The following is a 20,442-nucleotide window of genomic DNA, read 5'->3' as shown; positions in this document are numbered from 1 at the left end:
GGCCACGTGGGAATCAAAGTGCCCCGGGTTTTCGGTTTGTCACAAGCGGCTGATGCCAGGAGGTACTCGGCGCTTGGGCGATACCCCGCGCGCACTAGTGTTTCTGTGATGGCGGGTCCTGATCCGAGCGCGTCGAGTCGTCTTGCGCGCGCGCGTTATCACGGCGATCAGGACGCCATGCCCGGCATGCTGGATTTCGCCGTCAACGTCCGTCGTGCCCAACCGCCGTCATGGCTGATCCAGGAGTTGAGCGCGCGGCTGCCGGACCTGGCCCGCTACCCCAGCGCAGCCGACGTGCTCACCGCGCAGGAAGCGGTGGCCGCGCGCCACGGCCGGGCCCGCGACGAGGTCCTGCCGCTGGCCGGCGCGGCCGAAGGTTTCGCGTTGCTGAGCAACCTGCGCCCGCGCCGCGCGGCGATCATCGCACCGTCCTTCACCGAACCCGAGGCGGCGCTGAGCGCGGCCGGGATTCCGGTGCACCATGTGGTCCTGCAACCTCCGTTCACCCTCGCCGCGGCCTCGCTCGCCACGATGGTGCCCGACGACGCCGACCTGGTGGTGATCGGGAACCCGACCAACCCGACGGCGGTCCTGCACACCCGTGAGCAGGTGCTGGCGCTGCGCCGGCCGGGACGGATCGTGGTGGTCGACGAGGCCTTCGCCGACTCGATCCCCGGCGAGCCGCAGTCGCTGGCCGGTGACGCGCTGCCGGACGTGCTGGTGCTGCGCAGCCTGACCAAGACCTGGGGCCTGGCCGGGTTGCGGGTCGGTTACGCACTCGGGTCGCCCCGTTTGCTGGCCCGGTTGACCGCACAGCGGGCGCACTGGCCGGTGGGCACGCTGCAACTGGCCGCCATCGCCGAGTGTTGCTCCGAGCATGCGGTCGCCGAGGCTGCCGCGGACGCCGTCCGCTCAGTGGCGATGCGCGCGGCCATGGTCGAGGGCCTGGAATCGGTGGGCCTCGACGTGGTCGACGGCCGGGCCCCTTTCGTGCTGTTCGCCAGCCCCGATGCTGATCGAATCAGAAAGCGGTTGCGCGACAAGGCAATCGCGGTTCGACGCTGCGACACCTTCGTCGGCCTGGACGAGCATTACCTGCGTGCGGCGGTGCGGCCCGAGTGGCCGGAGTTGGTCGAGTCGATAGCCCTTGCCGGGGCACACAGCGGGAGCCGCCAATGAGCGTGCGACTGGCCAATGTCATCGAGGTGCTCGACGAGGCGTACCCGCCGCGGCTGGCCGAGTCATGGGACTCGGTGGGCCTGGTGTGCGGTGACCCCGCGGAGAAGGTCGAGTCGGTCACCATCGCGATCGATGCGACGGCTGAAGTGGCGGACGAAGTGCCCGACAACGGTCTGCTGTTGGCCCATCACCCGTTGCTGCTGCGTGGGGTCGACTCCGTCGCGACAAGCACGCCCAAGGGTGCGCTGATCCATCGGTTGATCCGCACCGGCCGTTCGCTGTTCACCGCCCACACCAACGCCGACTCGGCCGCGCCGGGTGTGTCCGACGCGCTGGCGGACGCGCTGGGCCTGACCGTCGAGGCGGTGCTGGACCGCTCACCGGGCGTTTCCAATCTGGACAAATGGGTCATCTACGTCCCGGTGGAGAACGCAGAAGCGGTGCGCGAAGCGGTCTTTGCCGTCGGCGCCGGACACATCGGCGACTACTCCCACTGCAGCTGGAGCGTCACCGGCACCGGCCAGTTCCTACCGCACGAAGGTGCGGCGCCCGCGATAGGCAGTGTCGGTGCCGTCGAGCACGTTCCCGAGGACCGGGTCGAGGTCATTGCGCCCGCCAAGGCACGGGCCGCCGTGCTGGCGGCGATGCGTGCCGCGCATCCCTACGAAGAGCCGGCGTTCGACATCCTCGCGCTCGAGCCGCCGCCGGCCGGAACCGGCCTGGGCCGCATCGGCACGCTGCCACGCCCCGAGCCGTTGCGTGATTTCGTCGCGCGGGTCGCCGCCGCCTTGCCGCAGACGTCCTGGGGAGTGCGCGCCGCAGGCGACCCGGACCTGCCGGTATCGCGGGTAGCGGTGTGCGGAGGCGCGGGGGACTCGTTCTTGGGTGCGGTAGCCGCGGCCGACGTGCAGGCTTACGTCACGTCCGACCTGCGCCACCATCCCGCCGATGAGCATCGCCGGGTCTCACCGGTGGCTCTGATCGACGTCGCGCACTGGGCCAGCGAATTCCCGTGGTGTGCCCAGGCGGCCGATCTGTTGCGGTCCAGATTCGGATCGCTGCCCGTGCGGGTATCCACCGTCCGCACCGACCCGTGGAACCTCGGAACTGAGTGCTGAGAAAGAGACCTGGAGATCCGTGATGAAGGCCGATGTAGCACAGCAGCGTTCGCTACTGGAACTGGCGAAGCTGGATGCTGAGCTGTCCCGGCTCGCGCACCGGAGCAGTCATCTGGCCGAGCGCGCCGCATACGATCAGGTGCGCGGCGAGCACACCGCCGCCAGTGACCGGTTGGGTGCCGTGCGAATTGCGTTGGAGGACTTGGACGCTCAGATAGCACGCTTCGAGTCCGAGATCGACGCGGTGCGCAAGCGGGAGGACCGGGACCGCTCGCTGCTGAGCTCGGGGGCCACCGACGCCAAACATCAGGCCGATCTGCAGCATGAGCTGGAAACCCTGCAACGCCGCCAGGCCAGCCTGGAGGATTCCCTGTTGGAGCTGATGGAGCGCCGCGAGGAGCTGCAGGAGCAACAGGACGCCGAGTCGGAGACCACCGATGCATTGCAGGACGAGTTGACCACCGCCCAGCAGGCTCTCGACGCCGCACTTGTCGAGCTGGAGACGGTTCGCGCGGAACACGGGTCGCGGCGGGACGCCTTGGCCGCCGGTCTGGCTCCCGACCTGTCGGCGCTCTACGAACGGCTGCGGGCCGCGGGAGGGCCGGGAGCTGGGCCGCTGCAGGGTCACCGGTGCGGTGCGTGCCGGATCGAGATCGGTCGCAGCGAGCTGGCCCGCATCACCGCCGCGGCCGAAGACGAGGTGCTGCGGTGCCCGGAGTGCGGCGCGATTCTGTTGCGCGTCAAGGGTTTTGATCAATGAAAGTGGTCATCGAGGCCGACGGTGGGTCGCGGGGCAACCCGGGGCCTGCCGGGTATGGGGCGGTGGTCTGGAGCGCTGACCGCCGGACCGTGCTGGCCGAGACCAAGCAGGCCATCGGACGCGCCACCAACAACGTCGCCGAGTATCGCGGTCTGATCGCCGCCCTGGATGACGCCCTGAATCTGGGTGCCGGCGAGGTCCAGGTGCTGATGGATTCCAAGCTGGTGGTCGAGCAGATGTCGGGCCGGTGGCGGGTCAAGCACCCCGACCTGGTGGAGTTGCACGGCCAGGCCCGGTCACTCGCGGCGCAGTTCCGGCGGATCAGCTTCTCCTGGATCCCGCGCGAGCAGAACGCCTACGCCGACCGGCTGGCCAACGAGGCGATGGATGCGGCGGAACAGACCGATCGCCGTCCGGACAAGGTCGCCGTACCGGTCACCGAGTCCGCGCGCAAGGCCGCGGCAGAGGAAGTGCCGTCCGACCCGAACAAGGGCCCGGGTTGGACCGGCGCCCGCGGCACCCCTACCCGGTTGCTGTTGTTGCGGCACGGGCAGACGGAGTTTTCCGCGCAGCGGCGCTACTCTGGGCGGGGCAACCCGCCCTTGAACGAAATCGGTTGGCGCCAAGCTGGTTTGGCAGCGCGCTACCTTACCCAGCGGCGCGGGATCGCGGCTGTGATCTCATCGCCGTTGCAGCGGGCCTACGACACGGCGACGACGGCGGCCAGAGCGCTGGGCCTGGACGTCACCGTCGACGAGGACCTGATTGAGACCGATTTCGGGGCCTGGGAAGGCCTCACCTTCACCGAGGCCGCCAGCAGGGACCCGGAACTGCACCGTCGCTGGTTGTACGACACCGGAGCCCTGCCGCCGGGCGGCGAAAGCTTTGACGATGTGCTGCGGCGGGTCCGGCGCGGCCGCGACCGGATCATCGCCAACTACCCCGGCGACAACGTACTGGTGGTGTCCCATGTGACGCCCATCAAGTCGATGCTGCGGATGGCGCTGGACGCCGGGTCCGGAGTTCTGTACCGGCTGCACCTGGACCTGGCGTCGCTGAGTATCGCCGAGTTCTATCCCGACGGCGCCTCGTCGGTGCGGCTGGTCAACCAGACGGGTTATCTCTGAGTGACCTCGACGCGGGGGTAGGACTCGACGTACTGCTCGCCGGCTGCGCCCGCGTAGGTGCAGGTGCGGCCCAGTAGGTCGACGTCGTAATGCACGACCCCGGCCTCCCAACATGATTGGGCGAACTGCGGATAGCTGCTGTTGCCCGCCTGGTCGGTGCGGATCGCGGTGACCAGCGCCTCCCGGTTCCACGACGCCACGTCGGCCATGCCCGCGACGACCGGATCTCCTTGCATCACAACCGGACCTGCGTCGGTGAGATAGAGGGTGGTGCCGGACGGAATCGAGTGGTGGTAGCTGTTCACCCCCGCTTGGCGCAGCACCTCCGCGAGGTGGGGAAAGCCGTGCGACCGCGGCCGTAGTGCCGCCGCTCGTTCGTGCGCGGTCCGAAGATTAGCGATTGCGCTGCTCACGTTTCTGCTCCAATCTAGGTTAGACATCATATTGCTAAACTGACAACATATTGTCAAAGGAGCCCGATGGCCGAAGAGATGGCCCTGCTGGTTGCCGACATTTACGAAGCGGCGGGTGCGCTGCGCAAGTCCGGAGAGGCCGTCGCCAAGGCCGAAGGGCAGACCCAGGCCCGCTGGCAGCTACTCAGCGTGATCTCCGGTGAGCCGGCGTCGGTGCCCCGCGCCGCCCGCCGGCTCGGCGTTTCCCGGCAAGGCGTGCAGCGCATCGCGAACAACCTGGTTGACGACGGCCTGGCCCAGTGGCGGCCCAATCCCGACCACCGCGCCTCCCCGCTGCTGACGCTGACCGACGCGGGCCGACGGGCACTGACCGCCATCACCGACCGGGCGTCTGCCGCGCAGCGCGCCATCACCGTGGACATCGAGGATGCCGACATCGCTGCGGCCCGAAAGGTGTTGCAGCGCCTGACCGCTGCGGTTCGACAGCTCGAGTGAGCTAGGCGGCGTCGTGAAAGATCAAGCCCAGCGCATACCGTTCACCGGAACGCACGGTCGAAATGCCGTGGCGCACGGGCGCAACCGACCAGCCGCGACTGGAGCGCACCGGCCGGTCGCGGGTAGTGAAGACGTAGCCGTGACCCTGCGGCAATTGCGTTGCGACGCCGCGGGATTGCGCCCGGAATCGCTGTTCGACGAGGAGGAACTCGCCGCCGGTGTAGTCGACACCGGGAGCACTGAGGTTGATCACCACCTGGAGGGGAAAAACCAAGTCTCCGTACAGATCTTGATGCAGCGCATTCCAGTCGTCGGCACCGTAGCGCAACATCAGCGCCGTGGAGCGCGTCTGGCCGGCGCGGTGGCAGGTCGTCAGCCACTCGTCGAGGCTGTCCGGCCACGGCGTGGCCCGGCCCAGCCTGGTCCACCAGTCGCGTGCGATCGGCAGGAGCCGGGGGTAGAGCGCCTGTTTGAGGGCTTCGATCGGCTCGGTATACGGAGCGCTGAAGTACCGGTACTGCCCGGAGCCGTACCGTCTCGGGGCCATGTCGATCGTCTTGCGGAACAGGCTGTCGTCGACGTAGAGATCGCGCAGCCGGGCCGCCTCGCCAGCTGTCACCAGTCGCGGCAACAAGGCACCGCCGTACTCGTCGAGTTCGGCCGCGATGGAGTCCCAGTCCCCGGAGTCGACGCGGGTGTCCCACCGGGTCATTCGGCGCCTCCTGTCGTTGACTGCGTCGTCGAACCGCGCTGTCCACGATAGGAGACCGGACCTGGCTTGTGCCCTGTTCAGCGGGTACCGTGTTCGTCGCGGACGAGTTGGCTGGACGGCCGCGGCGCGCGTCGGGCTTCTGTTTTGCAGAGGTTCGGCGCGTGGTCGAGGAAAGTCCGGACTTCACAGAGCAGGGTGATTGCTAACAGCAATCCGAGGTGACTCGCGGGAAAGTGCCACAGAAAACAGACCGCCACCCGTGTGGTGGTAAGGGTGAAACGGTGCGGTAAGAGCGCACCAGCATCCCGGGTGACCGGGGTGGCTCGGCAAACCCCACCCGAAGCAAGGCCAAGAAGGCCGCACCGAAAGTGCGGTCGCGCAGACGTTCGAGGGCTGCTCGCCCGAGTCTGCGGGTAGGCCGCTCGAGGCACCCGGCAACGGTGTGTCCAGATGGATGGTCGTCGCCGTGCCGCCGTGGATTAAAGCCGCGGCGGTGGGGAACAGAATCCGGCTTACAGGCCAACTCGTCCGCCTTCTGCTCTCAAAGCCGCTGGCTTTCAATGCCGGCTTGCTCTCAATGCCGCTTTTTGTGCACCGCCTTGTCGAGCTTGCGCAGCGCCGAATCCAGTTGTTCTCGGCTGGTTTGGGCGATCTCGTTCTCCCGCTCGTAGAGCAGGCCGTAGGTGAAGGTGTCTTCCCCCGCTACGTGCGCCGCGTGGGCCTGCGCCAACAGGTGTTCGCGGCTGACCACGCTGTCCTGGTGATCGCCAAGCAGCGTCTGAATAGCTTTGGCCTGCTGCGCGACCTGACTCGCACCGGTGGCCGACGCGGTGTAGCGCAGCCGCTTGGCGCGCTTGCGGATCACGTGCAATGTCTCGTCGGCGTCATCGGTCTGCGCGGCTTCGGCGGCCTTGAAGGCTTTCGTGGCCTTGCGGACGCGCCGGTAGGCCGCATCGATGGTGACCGGGCGCGGCTCCTGACCGAGAGCGGCGACGGGCGGTTCCGCCACCATCGCATCGAGTGCGTCCAACAGGCGGAAATACCGCTTGGACCTCATGGCAGCCAGCGAGCGCCGCAGGCCGAGTTGGTAACGGCGCTGGGCCCCGTTGACGAGCCGTTCGGTCACCGGCCCGCGCACCAGGTCGGGTGTCAGCGAACTCAGCTGACGCTCGTAACGCTCGGCGAGCACCTCGGCGTCGCGCGCCACTCCCAGGATCCCGGCCAGCTCGCGCAGTTCGTCGAGAACCCATGCGCCGTCGGCTAATCCGAAGGAGTCCTGGGAGTCCTTGAGCAGGCTGCGGATCTTGCGGATGGTGACCCGCATCTGGTGCACGGAGTCGTGCGCGTCGGCGCGCACGGCGCGGTCCCAGACCAGTAGCTGCTCGACCTGCTGAGCCACCGCGCGGTGGACCGGATCCGCCGGGGGAGCGGCGCTGGCCTTGGCCGGACCATCAGAGTCCAGCACCCGGCTCAGCTTCGAGCCGTGTGCGGCGGGGGACGCGCCGGCGTCCATTAATCGGTTGCTCAGCCGATTCAGCAGTTCGTGCCCGGCCGAGCGCTTCTTGTCGGAGTCGGTGTCGAGGACCTCGACTTCCCATTCGCGCCAGCGTTGCTCGGCGGGGCCGGCGTCGGAGCCGTTGGCGGCCGACCAAGCGGTGACATGGTCGTTGGAGAACTCCGCCAGTGCATTGCCGCCGGCGTCATAGAGGATCTGGCTCTCGCGTCGGGTGGTGATGCGTGCGACGGGCTGCACGGGACGGTCGCGGACGATCGCGAGCACCACATCCAGCAACCCGGCCGGCACCGTGTCGGGGTCGTCGGACGCGTCGATCGGCGCGTGAACCTCGGTGCGGGCGTCCGCTCCGGCGGGTAGCTTCAGGTGCCAGCCGGCGTCGTGTCCGCCGGTTCGGCGCCGCAGGGTGATCCGGTTCCGCGCCAGGTCCTGCGCCGTGGTGTCGAAGTACACCGCGTCCAACTCCTGGACGGGGGACTTGTCGACGCGGGCCACTGCCGCGATGCCCTCGAACGAGGGTGACACTGTCGACTCGACCACGTCGAACTTGCGCTCGACTTCCAGATGTCGCGCCGTCTTTGGCGCTTTAGCAGGCATTTTCTTCTCCGTGGAAGCGCGTCGCTGCCGAGCATGGTGGTTTGTCGGCGCCGAACGATAGCCCCCATAGCGTGCCACACCAGGGTTACCGGGCCGCCCACGGCATGTTCGTATCGAACGGGCCGGCCGCACCACCTATCGTGTGCGATGTGGTACCGGTTCTCGGGGCACCGGTCGGGAGTGTGAAGGAGTCGTCCATGTTGAACACCCGCGTGATCGCCGGCGCAATAGCTGCCGGCGCGCTAAGTGGCGCAATGCTTTTCGGCGCCGCAGGGTCTGCCGGGGCGGACCCGGAGCCGGCGCCGCCGAACTGTACCGCGGCGGACCTGGCCGGAATCTCCTCCGGCGTGGCAGCGGCGACCTCCGCCTATCTCTTCGCCCACCCGGACGTCAACGACTTCTTCACGGGTCTGAAGGGTCTGAGCCGCGAAGAGATGCGCGACCGGCTGCAGCAGTACATGGACGCGAATCCGGATGTGCACGCCGACCTGCAGGGCATTCGCCAGCCGGTGACGGACTTCCGGGCTCGGTGCGGGGCCCCGGCACCGACGTCGTAGTTCGTCCCGGGGATTGATGGCGGCGACCCGCAGCGCGCGGCCCTGGCCGCGCTTGCGATCGCCGCGGGATTGACGGCGGCGACCCGCAGCCCGCGGCCTAAGCCGCGCTTGCGATCGCCACGGGATTGACGGCGGCGACCCGCAGCGCGCGGCCCTGGCCGCGCTTGCGATCGCCGCTAGAAGCAGTGCTCTTCCGCCGGGAACGCCCCGGTGGCTACTTCTTCGGCGTATTGCCTTGCCGCACGGCCTAATTCAGCACCCACGTCGGCAAATCGCTTGACGAAACGGGCGGACTTGCCGCCGCTCATCCCGGCCATGTCCTGCCACACCAGCACCTGGCCGTCACAGTTGGGTCCGGCGCCGATCCCGATGGTCGGGATGGTGAGCTTGCCGGTGATCTGGGTGGCCAGTTCGGCCGGCACCATCTCCATCACCACCGAGAATGCGCCGGCTTCGGCGACGGCGATGGCGTCGGCGATGGTCTGTTCGGCGGCGTCACCGCGCCCCTGAACCTTGAACCCGCCCAGGGTGTTGACGCTCTGCGGGGTGAAGCCGATGTGCGCCATGACCGGGATACCGGCCGCGCTCAGGCAGGCGATCTGCTCGGCGACCCGCTCGCCGCCTTCCAGCTTGACGGCGTGGGCGCCACCTTCCTTCATGAATCGGGTGGCGGCGGCCAGCGCGGCCGAGGGCCCCGCTTCGTAGCTGCCGAATGGCAGGTCGGCGACGACCAGCGCGTGCGGCGCGCCCCGCACCACGCCGCGGACCAGCGGGATCAGCTCATCGATCGAGATCGGCACCGTGGTGTCGTAGCCGTAGACGACGTTGGCCGCCGAGTCACCGACCAGCAGCACCGGAATGCCGGCTTCGTCGAATACCCGCGCGGTCGAGTAGTCGTAGGCCGTCAGCATGCCCCATCTGTGGCCTTCGGCCTTCCATTTCTGCAGGTGATGGGTGCGAATCTTGGGTCGTGGCGCGCCTGGGGCTGAAGCGGCGGCAGGGCTGGAACCGTAAACGTTCTCAGACATCATTGTCCTCAGTGATGGTCGGGTCGATCCTCGTGGCCCACAGCAGGGGTCCCCGGGTTCGTCTGACTTCCCCAGTCTGCCATCTTGTCCAGGCAGATGCACCGTGTGGTTCGCCACGGACATACCATCCTCGGATGCAGCGGCTCAGTGGGCTCGACGCCAGCTTCCTGTATCTGGAGACCGATACCCAGCCGATGCACGTTTGCTCGATCCTGGAGCTGGATACCGCCACGATGCCCGGCGGCTACACGTTTGACCGGCTACGGGACGCTTTGGCGGTGCGTCTGGCGGCGATGCCGGAGTTTCGCGAGAAGCTTGCTGACAGCCCGCTGAACCTGGACCATCCGGTCTGGGTGGACGACAAGAACTTCGACGTGGACCGCCATGTGCACCGCATCGGGTTGCCGCCCCCGGGCGGGCGTGCCGAACTCTCGGAAATCTGCGGGCACATCGCGTCGTTGCCGCTGGACCGCCGGCGACCCCTGTGGGAGATGTGGGTGATCGAAGGCGTGGCGGGCACCGACTGCCACCGGGACGGCCGCCTCGCGGTGATGATCAAGGTGCATCACGCCGGCGTGGACGGGGTAACCGGCGCCAGCCTGATGTCGCAGCTGTGCACCACCGAGGCCGACGCACCCGCACCGGATGCGGTGCGCGGCGTGGGCGACGCCAGCGAATGGCAGATTGCCGCGGGGGGCTTGCTCCGGTTCGCCACCAGGCCGCTGCAGTTGGCCAACGTGGTTCCCGACACCGTCAACTCGGTGCTCGACACCTTGCAGCGGGCGCGCGACGGGCTGACCATGGCCCGCCCGTTCGCAGCGCCGCGCACGGTGTTCAACGCCACCGTCAGCGGCCGTCGCAACATCGCCTACGCCGATTTGAACCTCGACGACGTCAAGACCGTCAAAGACCACTTCGGGATCAAGGTCAACGACGTGGTGATGGCCCTGGTATCCGGGGTTCTGCGGCAGTACCTGGCCGACCGCAACGTATTGCCGGCGACGTCGCTGGTGGCGTCGGTACCGGTGTCGGTGCACGGCAAGTCGCCGCGTTCCGGACGCAACCAGGTCTCGGCGATGTTCGCCAGCCTGCACACCGAGATCGCCGACCCGGTGCTCCGGCTGAAGGCCATTGCGGAGGCGAATTCGGTTGCCAAGCAACATAGTTCGGCCATCGGTGCCACGCTGCTGCAGGACTGGTCACAATTCGCCGCGCCCGCGGTGTTCGGCGCCGCGATGCGTGTCTACGCCATGACCCGGCTGACCGAAACCCTGCCGGTGCACAATCTGGTGGTCTCCAACGTGCCGGGACCGCAGGTCCCGCTGTACCTGCTGGGGTGTGAGGTCAAGGCCATGTATCCGCTGGGCCCGATCTTTCACGGCTCGGGGCTCAACATCACGGTGATGTCGTTGAACGGCCGCCTGGACATCGGGCTGATCGGATGCCCGGAGCTGGTGCCGGACCTGTGGGAGATGGCCGACGAGTTCAGCGTGGTCATGGAGGAACTGCTGACCGCGACCGGGTAGCCGGCGTACACCGCGTGCCATCGGGCCGGTGCATCAGCTGTGACGCGGATCGCGACGTGCTAATCGGCCGCTAACCTGCGTCTTGTGTCGGCTCTGGCAGCATATGGTGCCATGTGCCTGTCTCGCCGCGACAAGTTCGCGCGCATGCTGCTGATCTGCACCTCGCTGTTTTCCGTGGTGCTGGTCCTGTCGGGGTGCGTGCGCGTCGTCGCCGGTAAGGCGCACATGTCCGAGCCGCGCCTGGGTCAGCCGGTGGTGTGGACACCGTGCCGCAGCTCCAATCCGAACGCGAAGATCCCCGGCCATGCCATGTGCGGCAAGCTCGCCGTCCCGGTCGACTACGACCATCCCGACGGCGACGTGGCGTCGCTGGCGTTGATCCGGTTTCCGGCCAGCGGCGAGAAGATCGGCTCGCTGGTGATCAACCCGGGCGGGCCCGGCGAGTCCGGCATCGAGGCCGCGCTCGGTGTGTTCCAGAGCCTGCCCAAGCGGGTGCACGAAAGGTTCGACCTGGTCGGGTTCGACCCGCGCGGTGTGTCCAGCTCCCGACCCGCGATCTGGTGCAACTCCGACGCCGACAACGACCGCCTGCGCGCCGAGCCTCAGGTCGACTACAGCCAGGCGGGCGTGGCGCGGATGGAGAACGAGACCAAGCAGTTCGTGCAGCGCTGCGTGGACAAGGTGGGTAAGAATTTCCTGGCCAATGTGGGAACCGTCAGCGTCGCAAAGGACTTGGACACCATCCGCAAGGCCCTGGGTGACGCGAAACTGACCTACCTCGGCTACTCCTACGGAACCCGCATCGGATCGGCCTACGCCGAAGCGTTCCCGCAGAACGTGCGGTCGATGATCCTGGACGGTGCGGTGGACCCCAACGCCGACCCGATCGAAGCAGACCTGCGGCAGGCCAAGGGATTTCAAGACGCGTTCAACGACTACGCCGCCGACTGCGCCAAGGACTCGAGCTGCCCGCTGGGCAACGACCCGAACAAAGCCGTCGAGGTCTACCACAACCTGGTCGACCCGCTGGTCGACCCGGACAACCTGGCCGTGAGCAGGCCGGCGAAGACCAAAGATCCGCGCGGTCTGAGCTACAGCGACGCCATCGTCGGCACCATCATGGCGCTGTACTCACCCAACCTCTGGCACCACCTGACCGACGGCCTCAAAGAACTGGCCGACGAGCATCGCGGCGACACCATGCTCGCGCTGGCCGACATGTACATGCGCCGCGATTCCAAGGGCCACTACAACAACTCGACCGACGCCCGCGTGGCGATCAACTGTGTTGACCAGCCACCGATCACCGACCGCGCCAAGATCATCGACGAAGATCGCCGGTCCCGTGAGTTGGCGCCGTTCATGAGCTACGGCAAGTTCACCGGCGACGCCCCACTGGGCACCTGCGCGTTCTGGCCGGTGCCGCCGACCAGCCGGCCGCACGTCGTCTCCGCGCCCGGGCTGGCGCCGATGATCGTCGTCTCGACCACCCACGACCCGGCCACGCCCTATCAGGCCGGCGTCGACCTGGCCAATCAGCTCAAGGGTTCGCTGTTGACCTACAACGGAACCCAGCACACGGTGGTCTTCCAGGGCGACAACTGCGTCGACGACTACATCACGTCCTATCTGATCAACGGGACCACGCCGCCCAGCGGCGCAACCTGCTGATCGGCCGAGTGCGAATTCGGCGACAGCGCTTCGGCGTGTCCGGTCGGGAGATTCACGCTCGGCGCAACAGGCATGGAGATCGACACCCGGCACGACGCGCCGTCCGTATCGATTAGTGACCAAGGCGTAATCGTTCCGCGTCCAACCGCGCAATTTGAAGTGAGACGATTTCCGCCATGTTGCGCCTGAGACTGGTGAGCTCGGCGCTGTTGTCGTCGGGTCTGGTGCTCCTGCAGTCGGCGGCACTCCCGCTCGCCGCCGCGACCCCCGAACCCGACACCGGCACCGGTCAGACCCAGGTCCCCGCGGCGTCGGTCGCGACGCCACAGAGCTGGGTTCCCTGCAACGGCTTCGTCAGCGACACCGCCGACATACCCACCGCCCGCTGCACGACGGTGTCGGTACCCATCGATTACGACAAACCCACTGGGGCACAAGCGAAGTTGGCGGTGATCCGCGTTCCGGCGACCGGTCAGCGGATCGGCTCGCTGTTGGTCAATCCAGGCGGGCCAGGGGCATCGGCCGTCGACATGGTGGCCGGGATGGCCCCCGATCTCAAGAACTCCGAGATCAGCCAGCACTTCGATCTGGTGGGATTCGACCCGCGGGGGGTGGGACATTCGACACCGGCTCTGCGGTGCCGCTCGGACGCGGAGTTCGATGCCTACCGGCGTGACCCGATGGTCGACTACAGCCCGACCGGGGTCGCCCACATCGAGCAGGTGTACCGCGAGTTGGCTCAGCACTGCGCCGACCGGATGGGACTGCCGTTCCTGGCCAATACCGGCACCGCGTCGGCCGCGCGCGACATGGACATGATCCGCCAGGCACTGGGCGATGAGCAGATCAACTACCTCGGATACAGCTACGGCACCGAGCTGGGAACCGCCTACATCGAGCGGTTCGCCCCGCACGTGCGGGCCATGGTGCTCGACGGTGCCATCGACCCGACGATCGGTCCGATCGACGAGACGGTCAACCAGATGGCCGGTTTCCAAACGGCTTTCAACGACTACGCGGCCGACTGCGCCAAGTCGACGGCGTGCCCACTGGGCGTCGACCCGGCTCAGTGGATCGCTCGCTACCACGCCCTGATCGACCCGCTCGCGACCCGGCCGGGCAAGACGGCCGACCCGCGCGGTCTGAGCTACGCCGACGCGACCACCGGCACCATCAACGCGCTGTACACGCCGCAGCACTGGAAATACCTGACCAGCGGACTGCTGGGCCTGCAGCGCGGAACCGATGCGGGCGACCTGCTGCTGCTGGCCGACGACTACAACGGGCGCGACAAACAGGGCCACTACGACAACGGCCAGGATGCGTTCAACGCGATCCGATGTGTCGACGCGCCGACGCCGACGGATGCGGCGTCCTGGGTTTCCGCCGATCAGCGGATCCGTCAGGTCGCCCCGTTCCTGAGCTACGGGCAGTTCACCGGCGCGGCCCCGCGCGACATCTGCGCGCTGTGGCCGGTGCCGCCGACCTCCGCACCGCATGCCGCCGCACCCGCCCCGCCGGGCAAGGTCGTCGTGGTCTCCACCACCCACGATCCGGCCACGCCGTACCAGGCCGGGGTGGAACTGGCCCGGCAGTTGGGCGGCTCCCTGGTCTCGTTCGACGGCACCCAGCACACCGTGACGTTCGACGGCAACCAGTGCGTGGATACCGCGATCGTGCGCTACTTCGTCGATCTCACCCTGCCGCCGCCGAACCTGCGGTGTCAGGCCTGAGCATTCGCAACGTGTCTGGCCCAAGCCTGGCAAACATCGGTAACACGGATTTAACAGAGCGTGCCTAGTGTGCGGGTATGGATCGGCAGAAGGAATTCGTCCTCCGCACGCTGGAAGAGCGCGACATCCGTTTCGTCCGGCTGTGGTTCACGGATGTGCTCGGGTTCCTCAAGTCCGTCGCGATAGCGCCGGCTGAACTCGAGGGCGCATTCGAGGAGGGCATCGGCTTCGACGGGTCGTCCATCGAGGGCTTCGCGCGGGTTTCGGAGTCCGACACCGTCGCACACCCTGACCCGTCGACCTTCCAGGTGCTGCCCTGGGCCACCAGGGCCGGCCACCACCACTCCGCGCGGATGTTCTGCGACATCACCATGCCCGACGGTTCACCGTCCTGGGCAGACCCTCGGCACGTGCTGCGGCGCCAACTGCAGAAGGCCAACGACCTCGGCTTCTCCTGCTACGTGCACCCCGAGATCGAGTTCTTCCTAATCAAGCCCGGCGCCGAGGACGGCACCGAGCCCGTTCCGATCGACAACGCCGGCTACTTCGACCAGGCGGTGCACGAGTCCGCGTCGAAGTTCCGTCGCCACGCCATCGAGGCGCTGGAATTCATGGGCATCTCGGTGGAGTTCAGCCACCACGAGGGGGCACCCGGACAGCAGGAGATCGACCTGCGGTTCGCCGACGCGCTGTCGATGGCCGACAACGTGATGACCTTCCGGTACATCATGAAAGAGGTTGCGCTGGAAGAGGGTGTGCGGGCGACGTTCATGCCCAAGCCCTTCGGCCAGCACGCTGGTTCGGCGATGCACACCCACATGAGCCTGTTCGAAGGCGACGTCAATGCCTTCCACAGTGACGACGACCCGTTGCAGCTGTCCGACGTCGGCAAGTCCTTCATCGCCGGGATCCTCGAGCACGCGTCGGAGATCAGCGCCGTCACCAACCAGTGGGTGAACTCCTACAAGCGGCTCGTCCACGGCGGCGAGGCGCCCACCGCCGCGTCCTGGGGCGCGGCCAACCGCTCGGCTCTGGTCCGGGTGCCGATGTACACCCCGCACAAGACGTCCTCGCGGCGGATCGAGGTGCGCAGCCCTGACTCGGCCTGCAACCCCTATCTGACCTTCGCGGTGCTGCTGGCCGCCGGACTGCGCGGTGTGGAGAAGGGCTACGTGCTGGGTCCGCAGGCCGAGGACAACGTCTGGGACCTGACGCCCGAGGAACGCCGCACCATGGGCTACCGCGAATTGCCGTCGAGTCTCGACAACGCGCTGCGCGCCATGGAGGCTTCGGAGCTGGTCGCGGAGGCGTTGGGAGAGCACGTCTTTGACTTCTTCCTGCGCAATAAGCGCACCGAGTGGGAGAACTACCGCAGCAACGTGACGCCGTTCGAGCTGCGCTCCTACCTGTCGCTGTAGCCCGGGCGGCCAGCGCGCCGGACCGGTTGCGCTACCGTCAGTATCGTGGCCGCCTCTCTGTCTCATCGCTTCGCGATGCGTTGCCGTAGGCGCACGTCATGACCAAGCCCGCGACGCAGCGACCCAAGTTGCCCAGCGTGGGCCGGCTCGGCTTGATGGATCCCCCCGCCGGCGACCGGCTGGCACAGCTGGGCTGGGATCAGCACGACGACCAGGCGCACGTCGACCTGCTCTGGTCGCTGTCGCGCGCGCCGGATGCCGACGCCGCCCTGCGTGCGCTGGTCCGGCTGTCCGAGAACCCGGACACCGGGTGGGACGAACTGAACGTCGCGCTGCTCAACGAACGCAGCCTGCGCGGGCGGCTGTTCGCCGTGCTGGGCTCCTCCCTGACGCTGGGCGATCACCTGATCGCCAATCCCCACTCCTGGAAGTTGCTGCGGGGCAAGGTCAAACTGCCTACCCGCGAGCAGCTGCAGCAGACATTCCTGCGCTGTGTCGAGGAATGCTCGGGGGCTCCCGGCACGATCGTGCACCAGCTGCGTGCGGTGTACCGCGACCAGTTGCTGGTGCTGGCCGCACTCGATCTGGCCCCGACGGTCGAGGACGAGCCGGTGCTGCCGTTCGTCACGGTCGCGGCCCAGCTCGCCGACACCGCGGACGCCGCGCTGGCGGCGGCTTTGCGGGTGGCCGAGGAGTCGGTGTGCGGCGATCGCACCCCGCCGCGGCTGGCCGTGATCGCGATGGGCAAATGTGGTGCGCGCGAACTGAACTACGTCAGCGACGTCGACGTGATCTTCGTCGGCGAGCGCGCCGACGCGATCACCACCAGGGTGGCCAGCGAGATGATGCGGCTGGCGTCGTCGGCGTTCTTCGAGGTGGACGCCGCGCTGCGCCCGGAAGGCCGCCACGGCGAACTGGTCCGCACGCTCGAATCGCACGTCGCCTACTACCAGCGCTGGGCGAAAACGTGGGAGTTCCAGGCGCTGATGAAGGCGCGCGCCGCCGTCGGCGACGCCGAACTGGGCCGGCGCTACCTCGAGGCCCTGACGCCGATGGTGTGGACGGCGTGCGAGCGCGAGGATTTCGTCCCCGAGGTGCAGGCGATGCGGCGGCGGGTGGAGCAGCTGGTGCCCGCCGACATCCGCGGCCGCGAGCTCAAACTCGGCAGCGGCGGGCTGCGCGATGTGGAGTTCGCCGCCCAGCTGCTGCAGCTGGTGCACGGGCGCGGGGACGAGTCACTGCATGTCGCGTCCACGGTCGACGCGCTGGCCGCGTTGGGCGAGGGCGGTTACATCGGGCGCGAGGACGCGGCGAACATGATCGCCTCCTACGAGTTCCTGCGTCTGCTCGAACACCGACTGCAGCTGCAGCGCCTCAAGCGCACCCACCTGCTGCCTGAGCCCGACGACGAGGAGGCGGTGCGCTGGCTGGCGCGCGCCGCGCACATCCGGCCCGACGGCCGCCACGACGCCGCCGGTGTGTTGCGCGAGGAGCTCAAGCACCAGAACGTCCGGGTATCCCGATTGCACGCCAAGCTGTTCTACCAGCCGCTGCTGGAGTCGGTCGGCCACGCCGGGCTGGAGATCGTCGGCGGTCGCATGACGGCCGAGGCCGCCGAACGTCAGCTGGCGGCGCTGGGTTACGAGGGTCCGCAGACGGCGCTGAAGCATATGGCGGCGCTGGTGAATCTGAGCGGCCGGCGCGGTCGGGTTCAGTCGGTGTTGCTGCCGCGGTTGCTGGACTGGCTGTCCTACGCCCCCGACCCGGACACCGGCTTGCTGGCATACCGCCGCCTCAGTGAGGCGCTGTCCTCGCAGAGCTGGTATCTGGCGACGCTGCGCGACAAGCCCACCGTGGGCAAGCGCCTCATGCACGTGCTGGGCACCTCGGCCTATGTGCCGGACCTGCTGCTGCGCGCACCCGAAGTCATCCAGAACTACGGTGACCGCCCGAGCGGGCCCATGCTCCTGGAGGCCGAACCGACTGCGGTCGCGCGGGCGTTGGTTGCTTCGGCCGGCCGCCACGCCGAACCCGCCCGGGCCATCGCTGCGGCCCGTACCCTGCGCCGACGCGAGCTGGCCCGCGTCGGATCCGCTGACCTGCTGGGCATGCTCGAAGTGACCGACGTGTGCGCGGCGCTCACCTCGATCTGGGTGGCCGTGCTGCAGGCCGCGCTGGACGCGACGATCCGGGCCAATCTTCCCGAGGACGGCCGCGCTCCGGCGGTGATCGCGGTGATCGGGATGGGCCGCCTCGGCGGTGCCGAGCTGGGTTACGGCTCGGATGCGGACGTGATGTACGTCTGCGAGACCGCCAACGGCGCCACCGACGCCCAGGCGGTGAAGTGGGCCAACACCATCGCCGAGCAGGTCCGCAAACAGCTGGGACAGCCCAGCGTGGATCCGCCGCTGGAGGTCGACGCCAATCTGCGCCCTGAGGGGCGCAACGGTCCGCTGGTCCGCACCCTGGCCTCTTACGAGGCGTACTACGCGCAGTGGGCACAGCCGTGGGAGATTCAGGCGCTGCTGCGCGCGCACGCGGTGGCCGGTGACCTTGAACTGGGTCAGCGGTTCCTGCTGATGGTCGACAAGACGCGCTACCCGCCCGACGGCGTCTCGGCCGAAGCCGTCCACGAGATCCGCCGCATCAAGGCGCGCATCGAGTCCGAGCGGCTGCCGCGCGGCGCCGACCCCAACACCCACACCAAGCTCGGCCGCGGGGGACTGGCCGACATCGAGTGGACGGTGCAGTTGCTGCAGCTGCGGCACGCGCACGAGATCCAGGCCCTGCACAACACCTCGACGCTGCAATCCCTGGATGTCATCGCCGAATACGGCCTGGCCGACCAGGAAGAGGTCGACCTGCTGCGTCAGGCGTGGCTGACGGCGACCCGCGCCCGCAATGCCCTGGTGCTGGTCCGCGGAAAGCCGACCGATCAGCTGCCGGGGCCGGGGCGTCAACTCAACGCGGTCGCGGTCGCGGCGGGCTGGCACAACGACGACGGTGGGGAATTCCTGGACAACTATCTACGGGTGACAAGGCGGGCAAAAGCTGTGGTGCGCAAGGTGTTCGGAAGTTGACCCAGGATGCCGGCGCGCTGGGCGCCCTGTTCGAGGTGTTGAGCGCGCCCGAAGCCGACCGGGTGACCGCCCTGTACGCGCCGCTGGCCGACGCCGTCCGCGATCTCATCGACGCGACGGTCCGCACCGAGGTCGACGACGACACCGTCGCACAGGCACGAGCCGCGATCGAACGCGTCACCGAGTCGCTGCGGCAACGCAGCCGACCCGTCGGCGTGAGCTACCGCGTCGACGGCCGTCCGCTGCCACTGGGCAACGCCGTCGTGGGCGCGTGCAATCCGATCGCCCCGCCGCTGGTCGTGCACCACGACGGCGGGCGGTGCTGGGCCGACTTCGTGCTTGGCACGGCCTACGAGGGCCCTCCGAAGCTGGTGCACGGCGGCGTCAGTGCGCTGGTGCTGGACCACATGCTCGGCGAGGCGGCCAGCGAGGGGCTGTCCAAGGCGCGGTTCACCGGAACGATCTCGGTGAAGTACCTGCGCGGCACTCCGCTCGGACCGCTGCGCTCCGAAGCCTGGATAGACCGCAGGGAGGGCGTCAAAGTGTTTGCGCGCGGGTTCATTTCGGATGCCGAGGGGATCACGGTGGAATCCGAAGGGGTGTTCATCGAACCGGCCTGGGCGCGCGAGGGTGGGAACGGGCAGTGAAGTTCTACGTCAGCAGCGCCTTTCTGAACACCCCCGACATCATTGAGATCGCCAAAGCCGCAGACGAACTCGGCTACGACGGCCTCGGGATCCCCGACCACGTGGTGAACCTGGAGACGCTGCAGACGCCATACCCGTACACCAAGGACGGGTCGCGTCGATGGCAGCCGTTCACCGACTGGCCCGACCCGTGGGTTCTGGTCGGTGCCCTCGCCCAGGTCACGACGCGGCTGAAGTTCGTCACCACGGTCTACATCCCGGCCATGCGCAACCCGTACTCAGCGGCCAAAGCCATTGGGACCGCAGCACTTCTGGCGTCGGGGCGGATCGAACTCGGAATCGGCGTCGGCTGGTGCCGCGAGGAGTTCGAGTTGATGGGGGAGCAGTTCTCGGCGCGCGGCAAGCGCACCGAGGAAATGATCGACCTGATGCGGGAGCTGTGGTCGCCGGGCTGGACGGAATTCGACGGCACCTTCTACCACGCGCCGCGCCTGGAGATGCAGCCGACGCCGCCCCCGATTCCGGTGTACGTCGGCGGGCTCAGTGACATCGCATTGCGCCGCGCGGCCCGCTACGACGGGTGGATCGGGGACCTGATCAACACCGAACGCGCGATCGAGGCGGTGGACAAGCTGCGCCAGCTGCGCGCCGAAAACGGTTTGTCCATGGACGGTTTCACCATCCTGACCCCGTTGACCGACGCGTTCACCGTCGAGCACTACCGGCGCGCCGAGGAGGCGGGCATCACCGGCATCATCACCATGCCGTGGATGTTCTACGCCGGCCCGGAGGCAACCCTGGCCGAGAAGATCGACGGGCTGCGGCGCTTTCGCAAGGACCTCGCGCTCGACGGCTGAGGCCGCACGCG

General features: G+C 68.0%; 17 protein-coding genes and 1 other RNA gene. 14 read left to right on the top strand and 4 right to left on the bottom strand.

The genetic code is table 11. The features are described from left to right. Positions 1-108: 108 nt before the first annotated feature. Genes cobC through C0J29_RS18500 form a run of 4 tightly spaced genes read left to right on the top strand, consistent with a single transcriptional unit; the run spans position 109 to position 4,184 of the window. Positions 109-1,179: an Rv2231c family histidinol phosphate aminotransferase CobC gene (gene cobC, locus C0J29_RS18515; RefSeq protein ID WP_065043687.1), complete on the top strand. Its 1,071-nt coding sequence runs from the start codon at positions 109-111 to the stop codon at positions 1,177-1,179. After that, a complete protein-coding gene (locus C0J29_RS18510) occupies positions 1,176-2,297 on the top strand; it encodes a Nif3-like dinuclear metal center hexameric protein (RefSeq protein WP_120793163.1) in 1,122 nt (373 codons plus the stop codon). Before cobC ends, C0J29_RS18510 begins: the two co-directional genes overlap by 4 nt. A gap of 22 nt (positions 2,298-2,319) precedes the next feature. Beyond that, positions 2,320-3,057, top strand: a complete 738-nt coding sequence (locus tag C0J29_RS18505; RefSeq protein WP_065043689.1) for a zinc ribbon domain-containing protein — start codon at positions 2,320-2,322, stop codon at positions 3,055-3,057. Next, entirely contained in the window at positions 3,054-4,184 is a 1,131-nt protein-coding gene (locus C0J29_RS18500) for a bifunctional RNase H/acid phosphatase (RefSeq protein ID WP_065043690.1), read from the top strand. Before C0J29_RS18505 ends, C0J29_RS18500 begins: the two co-directional genes overlap by 4 nt. On the opposite strand, the gene C0J29_RS18495 is transcribed toward C0J29_RS18500, so the two are convergent. Continuing rightward, positions 4,175-4,597: a DUF1398 family protein gene (locus C0J29_RS18495; RefSeq protein ID WP_065043691.1), complete on the bottom strand. Its 423-nt coding sequence runs from the start codon at positions 4,595-4,597 to the stop codon at positions 4,175-4,177. The genes C0J29_RS18500 and C0J29_RS18495 overlap by 10 nt on opposite strands. 66 nt (positions 4,598-4,663) lie before the next feature. On the opposite strand from C0J29_RS18495, the gene C0J29_RS18490 reads away from it, so the two are divergent. Next, positions 4,664-5,092, top strand: coding sequence for a MarR family winged helix-turn-helix transcriptional regulator (locus tag C0J29_RS18490; protein WP_065043692.1), 429 nt, complete (start codon positions 4,664-4,666; stop codon positions 5,090-5,092). A 1-nt stretch (position 5,093) separates the two neighbouring features. On the opposite strand, the gene C0J29_RS18485 is transcribed toward C0J29_RS18490, so the two are convergent. Next, complete coding sequence (locus C0J29_RS18485; protein WP_120793162.1) at positions 5,094-5,804, bottom strand: 2OG-Fe(II) oxygenase; 711 nt, start codon at positions 5,802-5,804, stop codon at positions 5,094-5,096. Between the two features lie 103 nt (positions 5,805-5,907). Between C0J29_RS18485 and rnpB the strand changes: the two genes are divergently transcribed. Then, an RNA gene (rnpB, locus tag C0J29_RS18480) (RNase P RNA component class A) lies at positions 5,908-6,335 on the top strand. 43 nt (positions 6,336-6,378) lie between these two features. On the opposite strand, the gene C0J29_RS18475 is transcribed toward rnpB, so the two are convergent. Then, positions 6,379-7,914, bottom strand: coding sequence for a CYTH and CHAD domain-containing protein (locus tag C0J29_RS18475; protein WP_120793161.1), 1,536 nt, complete (start codon positions 7,912-7,914; stop codon positions 6,379-6,381). A 197-nt stretch (positions 7,915-8,111) separates the two neighbouring features. Here C0J29_RS18475 and C0J29_RS18470 point away from each other — a divergent pair, with 197 nt between their 5' ends. Next, positions 8,112-8,471 carry a heme-binding protein gene (locus tag C0J29_RS18470; RefSeq protein WP_065162509.1) on the top strand — a complete coding sequence of 120 codons (360 nt, stop codon included), beginning with the start codon at positions 8,112-8,114 and terminating at the stop codon, positions 8,469-8,471. Positions 8,472-8,647: 176 nt separating this feature from the next. Here C0J29_RS18470 and panB read toward each other — a convergent pair whose 3' ends face one another. After that, positions 8,648-9,502: a 3-methyl-2-oxobutanoate hydroxymethyltransferase gene (panB, locus tag C0J29_RS18465; RefSeq protein ID WP_065043695.1), complete on the bottom strand. Its 855-nt coding sequence runs from the start codon at positions 9,500-9,502 to the stop codon at positions 8,648-8,650. A gap of 131 nt (positions 9,503-9,633) precedes the next feature. Here panB and C0J29_RS18460 point away from each other — a divergent pair, with 131 nt between their 5' ends. From C0J29_RS18460 to C0J29_RS18430, 7 genes are all read left to right on the top strand, one after another. Beyond that, the gene (locus C0J29_RS18460; RefSeq protein ID WP_120793160.1) at positions 9,634-11,025 is read left to right on the top strand and encodes a WS/DGAT/MGAT family O-acyltransferase; all 1,392 of its coding nucleotides are present in this window, start codon (positions 9,634-9,636) and stop codon (positions 11,023-11,025) included. Positions 11,026-11,136: 111 nt separating this feature from the next. Continuing rightward, positions 11,137-12,696 (top strand): alpha/beta hydrolase, encoded by a 1,560-nt coding sequence (locus tag C0J29_RS18455; RefSeq protein WP_120793159.1) that lies wholly within the window; start codon positions 11,137-11,139, stop codon positions 12,694-12,696. Between the two features lie 167 nt (positions 12,697-12,863). After that, positions 12,864-14,429, top strand: coding sequence for an alpha/beta hydrolase (locus C0J29_RS18450; RefSeq protein WP_120793158.1), 1,566 nt, complete (start codon positions 12,864-12,866; stop codon positions 14,427-14,429). Between the two features lie 77 nt (positions 14,430-14,506). After that, positions 14,507-15,847, top strand: coding sequence for a glutamine synthetase family protein (locus tag C0J29_RS18445; protein WP_065043699.1), 1,341 nt, complete (start codon positions 14,507-14,509; stop codon positions 15,845-15,847). Between the two features lie 98 nt (positions 15,848-15,945). Next, the gene (locus tag C0J29_RS18440; RefSeq protein WP_120793157.1) at positions 15,946-18,927 is read left to right on the top strand and encodes a bifunctional [glutamine synthetase] adenylyltransferase/[glutamine synthetase]-adenylyl-L-tyrosine phosphorylase; all 2,982 of its coding nucleotides are present in this window, start codon (positions 15,946-15,948) and stop codon (positions 18,925-18,927) included. Further along, positions 18,924-19,574, top strand: a complete 651-nt coding sequence (locus tag C0J29_RS18435; RefSeq protein ID WP_120793156.1) for a PaaI family thioesterase — start codon at positions 18,924-18,926, stop codon at positions 19,572-19,574. Before C0J29_RS18440 ends, C0J29_RS18435 begins: the two co-directional genes overlap by 4 nt. Next, positions 19,571-20,431 (top strand): TIGR03619 family F420-dependent LLM class oxidoreductase, encoded by an 861-nt coding sequence (locus tag C0J29_RS18430; protein ID WP_120793155.1) that lies wholly within the window; start codon positions 19,571-19,573, stop codon positions 20,429-20,431. The genes C0J29_RS18435 and C0J29_RS18430 overlap by 4 nt, the downstream gene beginning before the upstream one ends. Positions 20,432-20,442: the final 11 nt, after the last annotated feature.

This window comes from Mycobacterium paragordonae (assembly GCF_003614435.1).
Taxonomy (GTDB): domain Bacteria; phylum Actinomycetota; class Actinomycetes; order Mycobacteriales; family Mycobacteriaceae; genus Mycobacterium; species Mycobacterium paragordonae.
The sequence above is the reverse complement of the archived record's forward strand: the minus strand, read 5'-3'. Positions and strand labels throughout refer to the sequence as shown.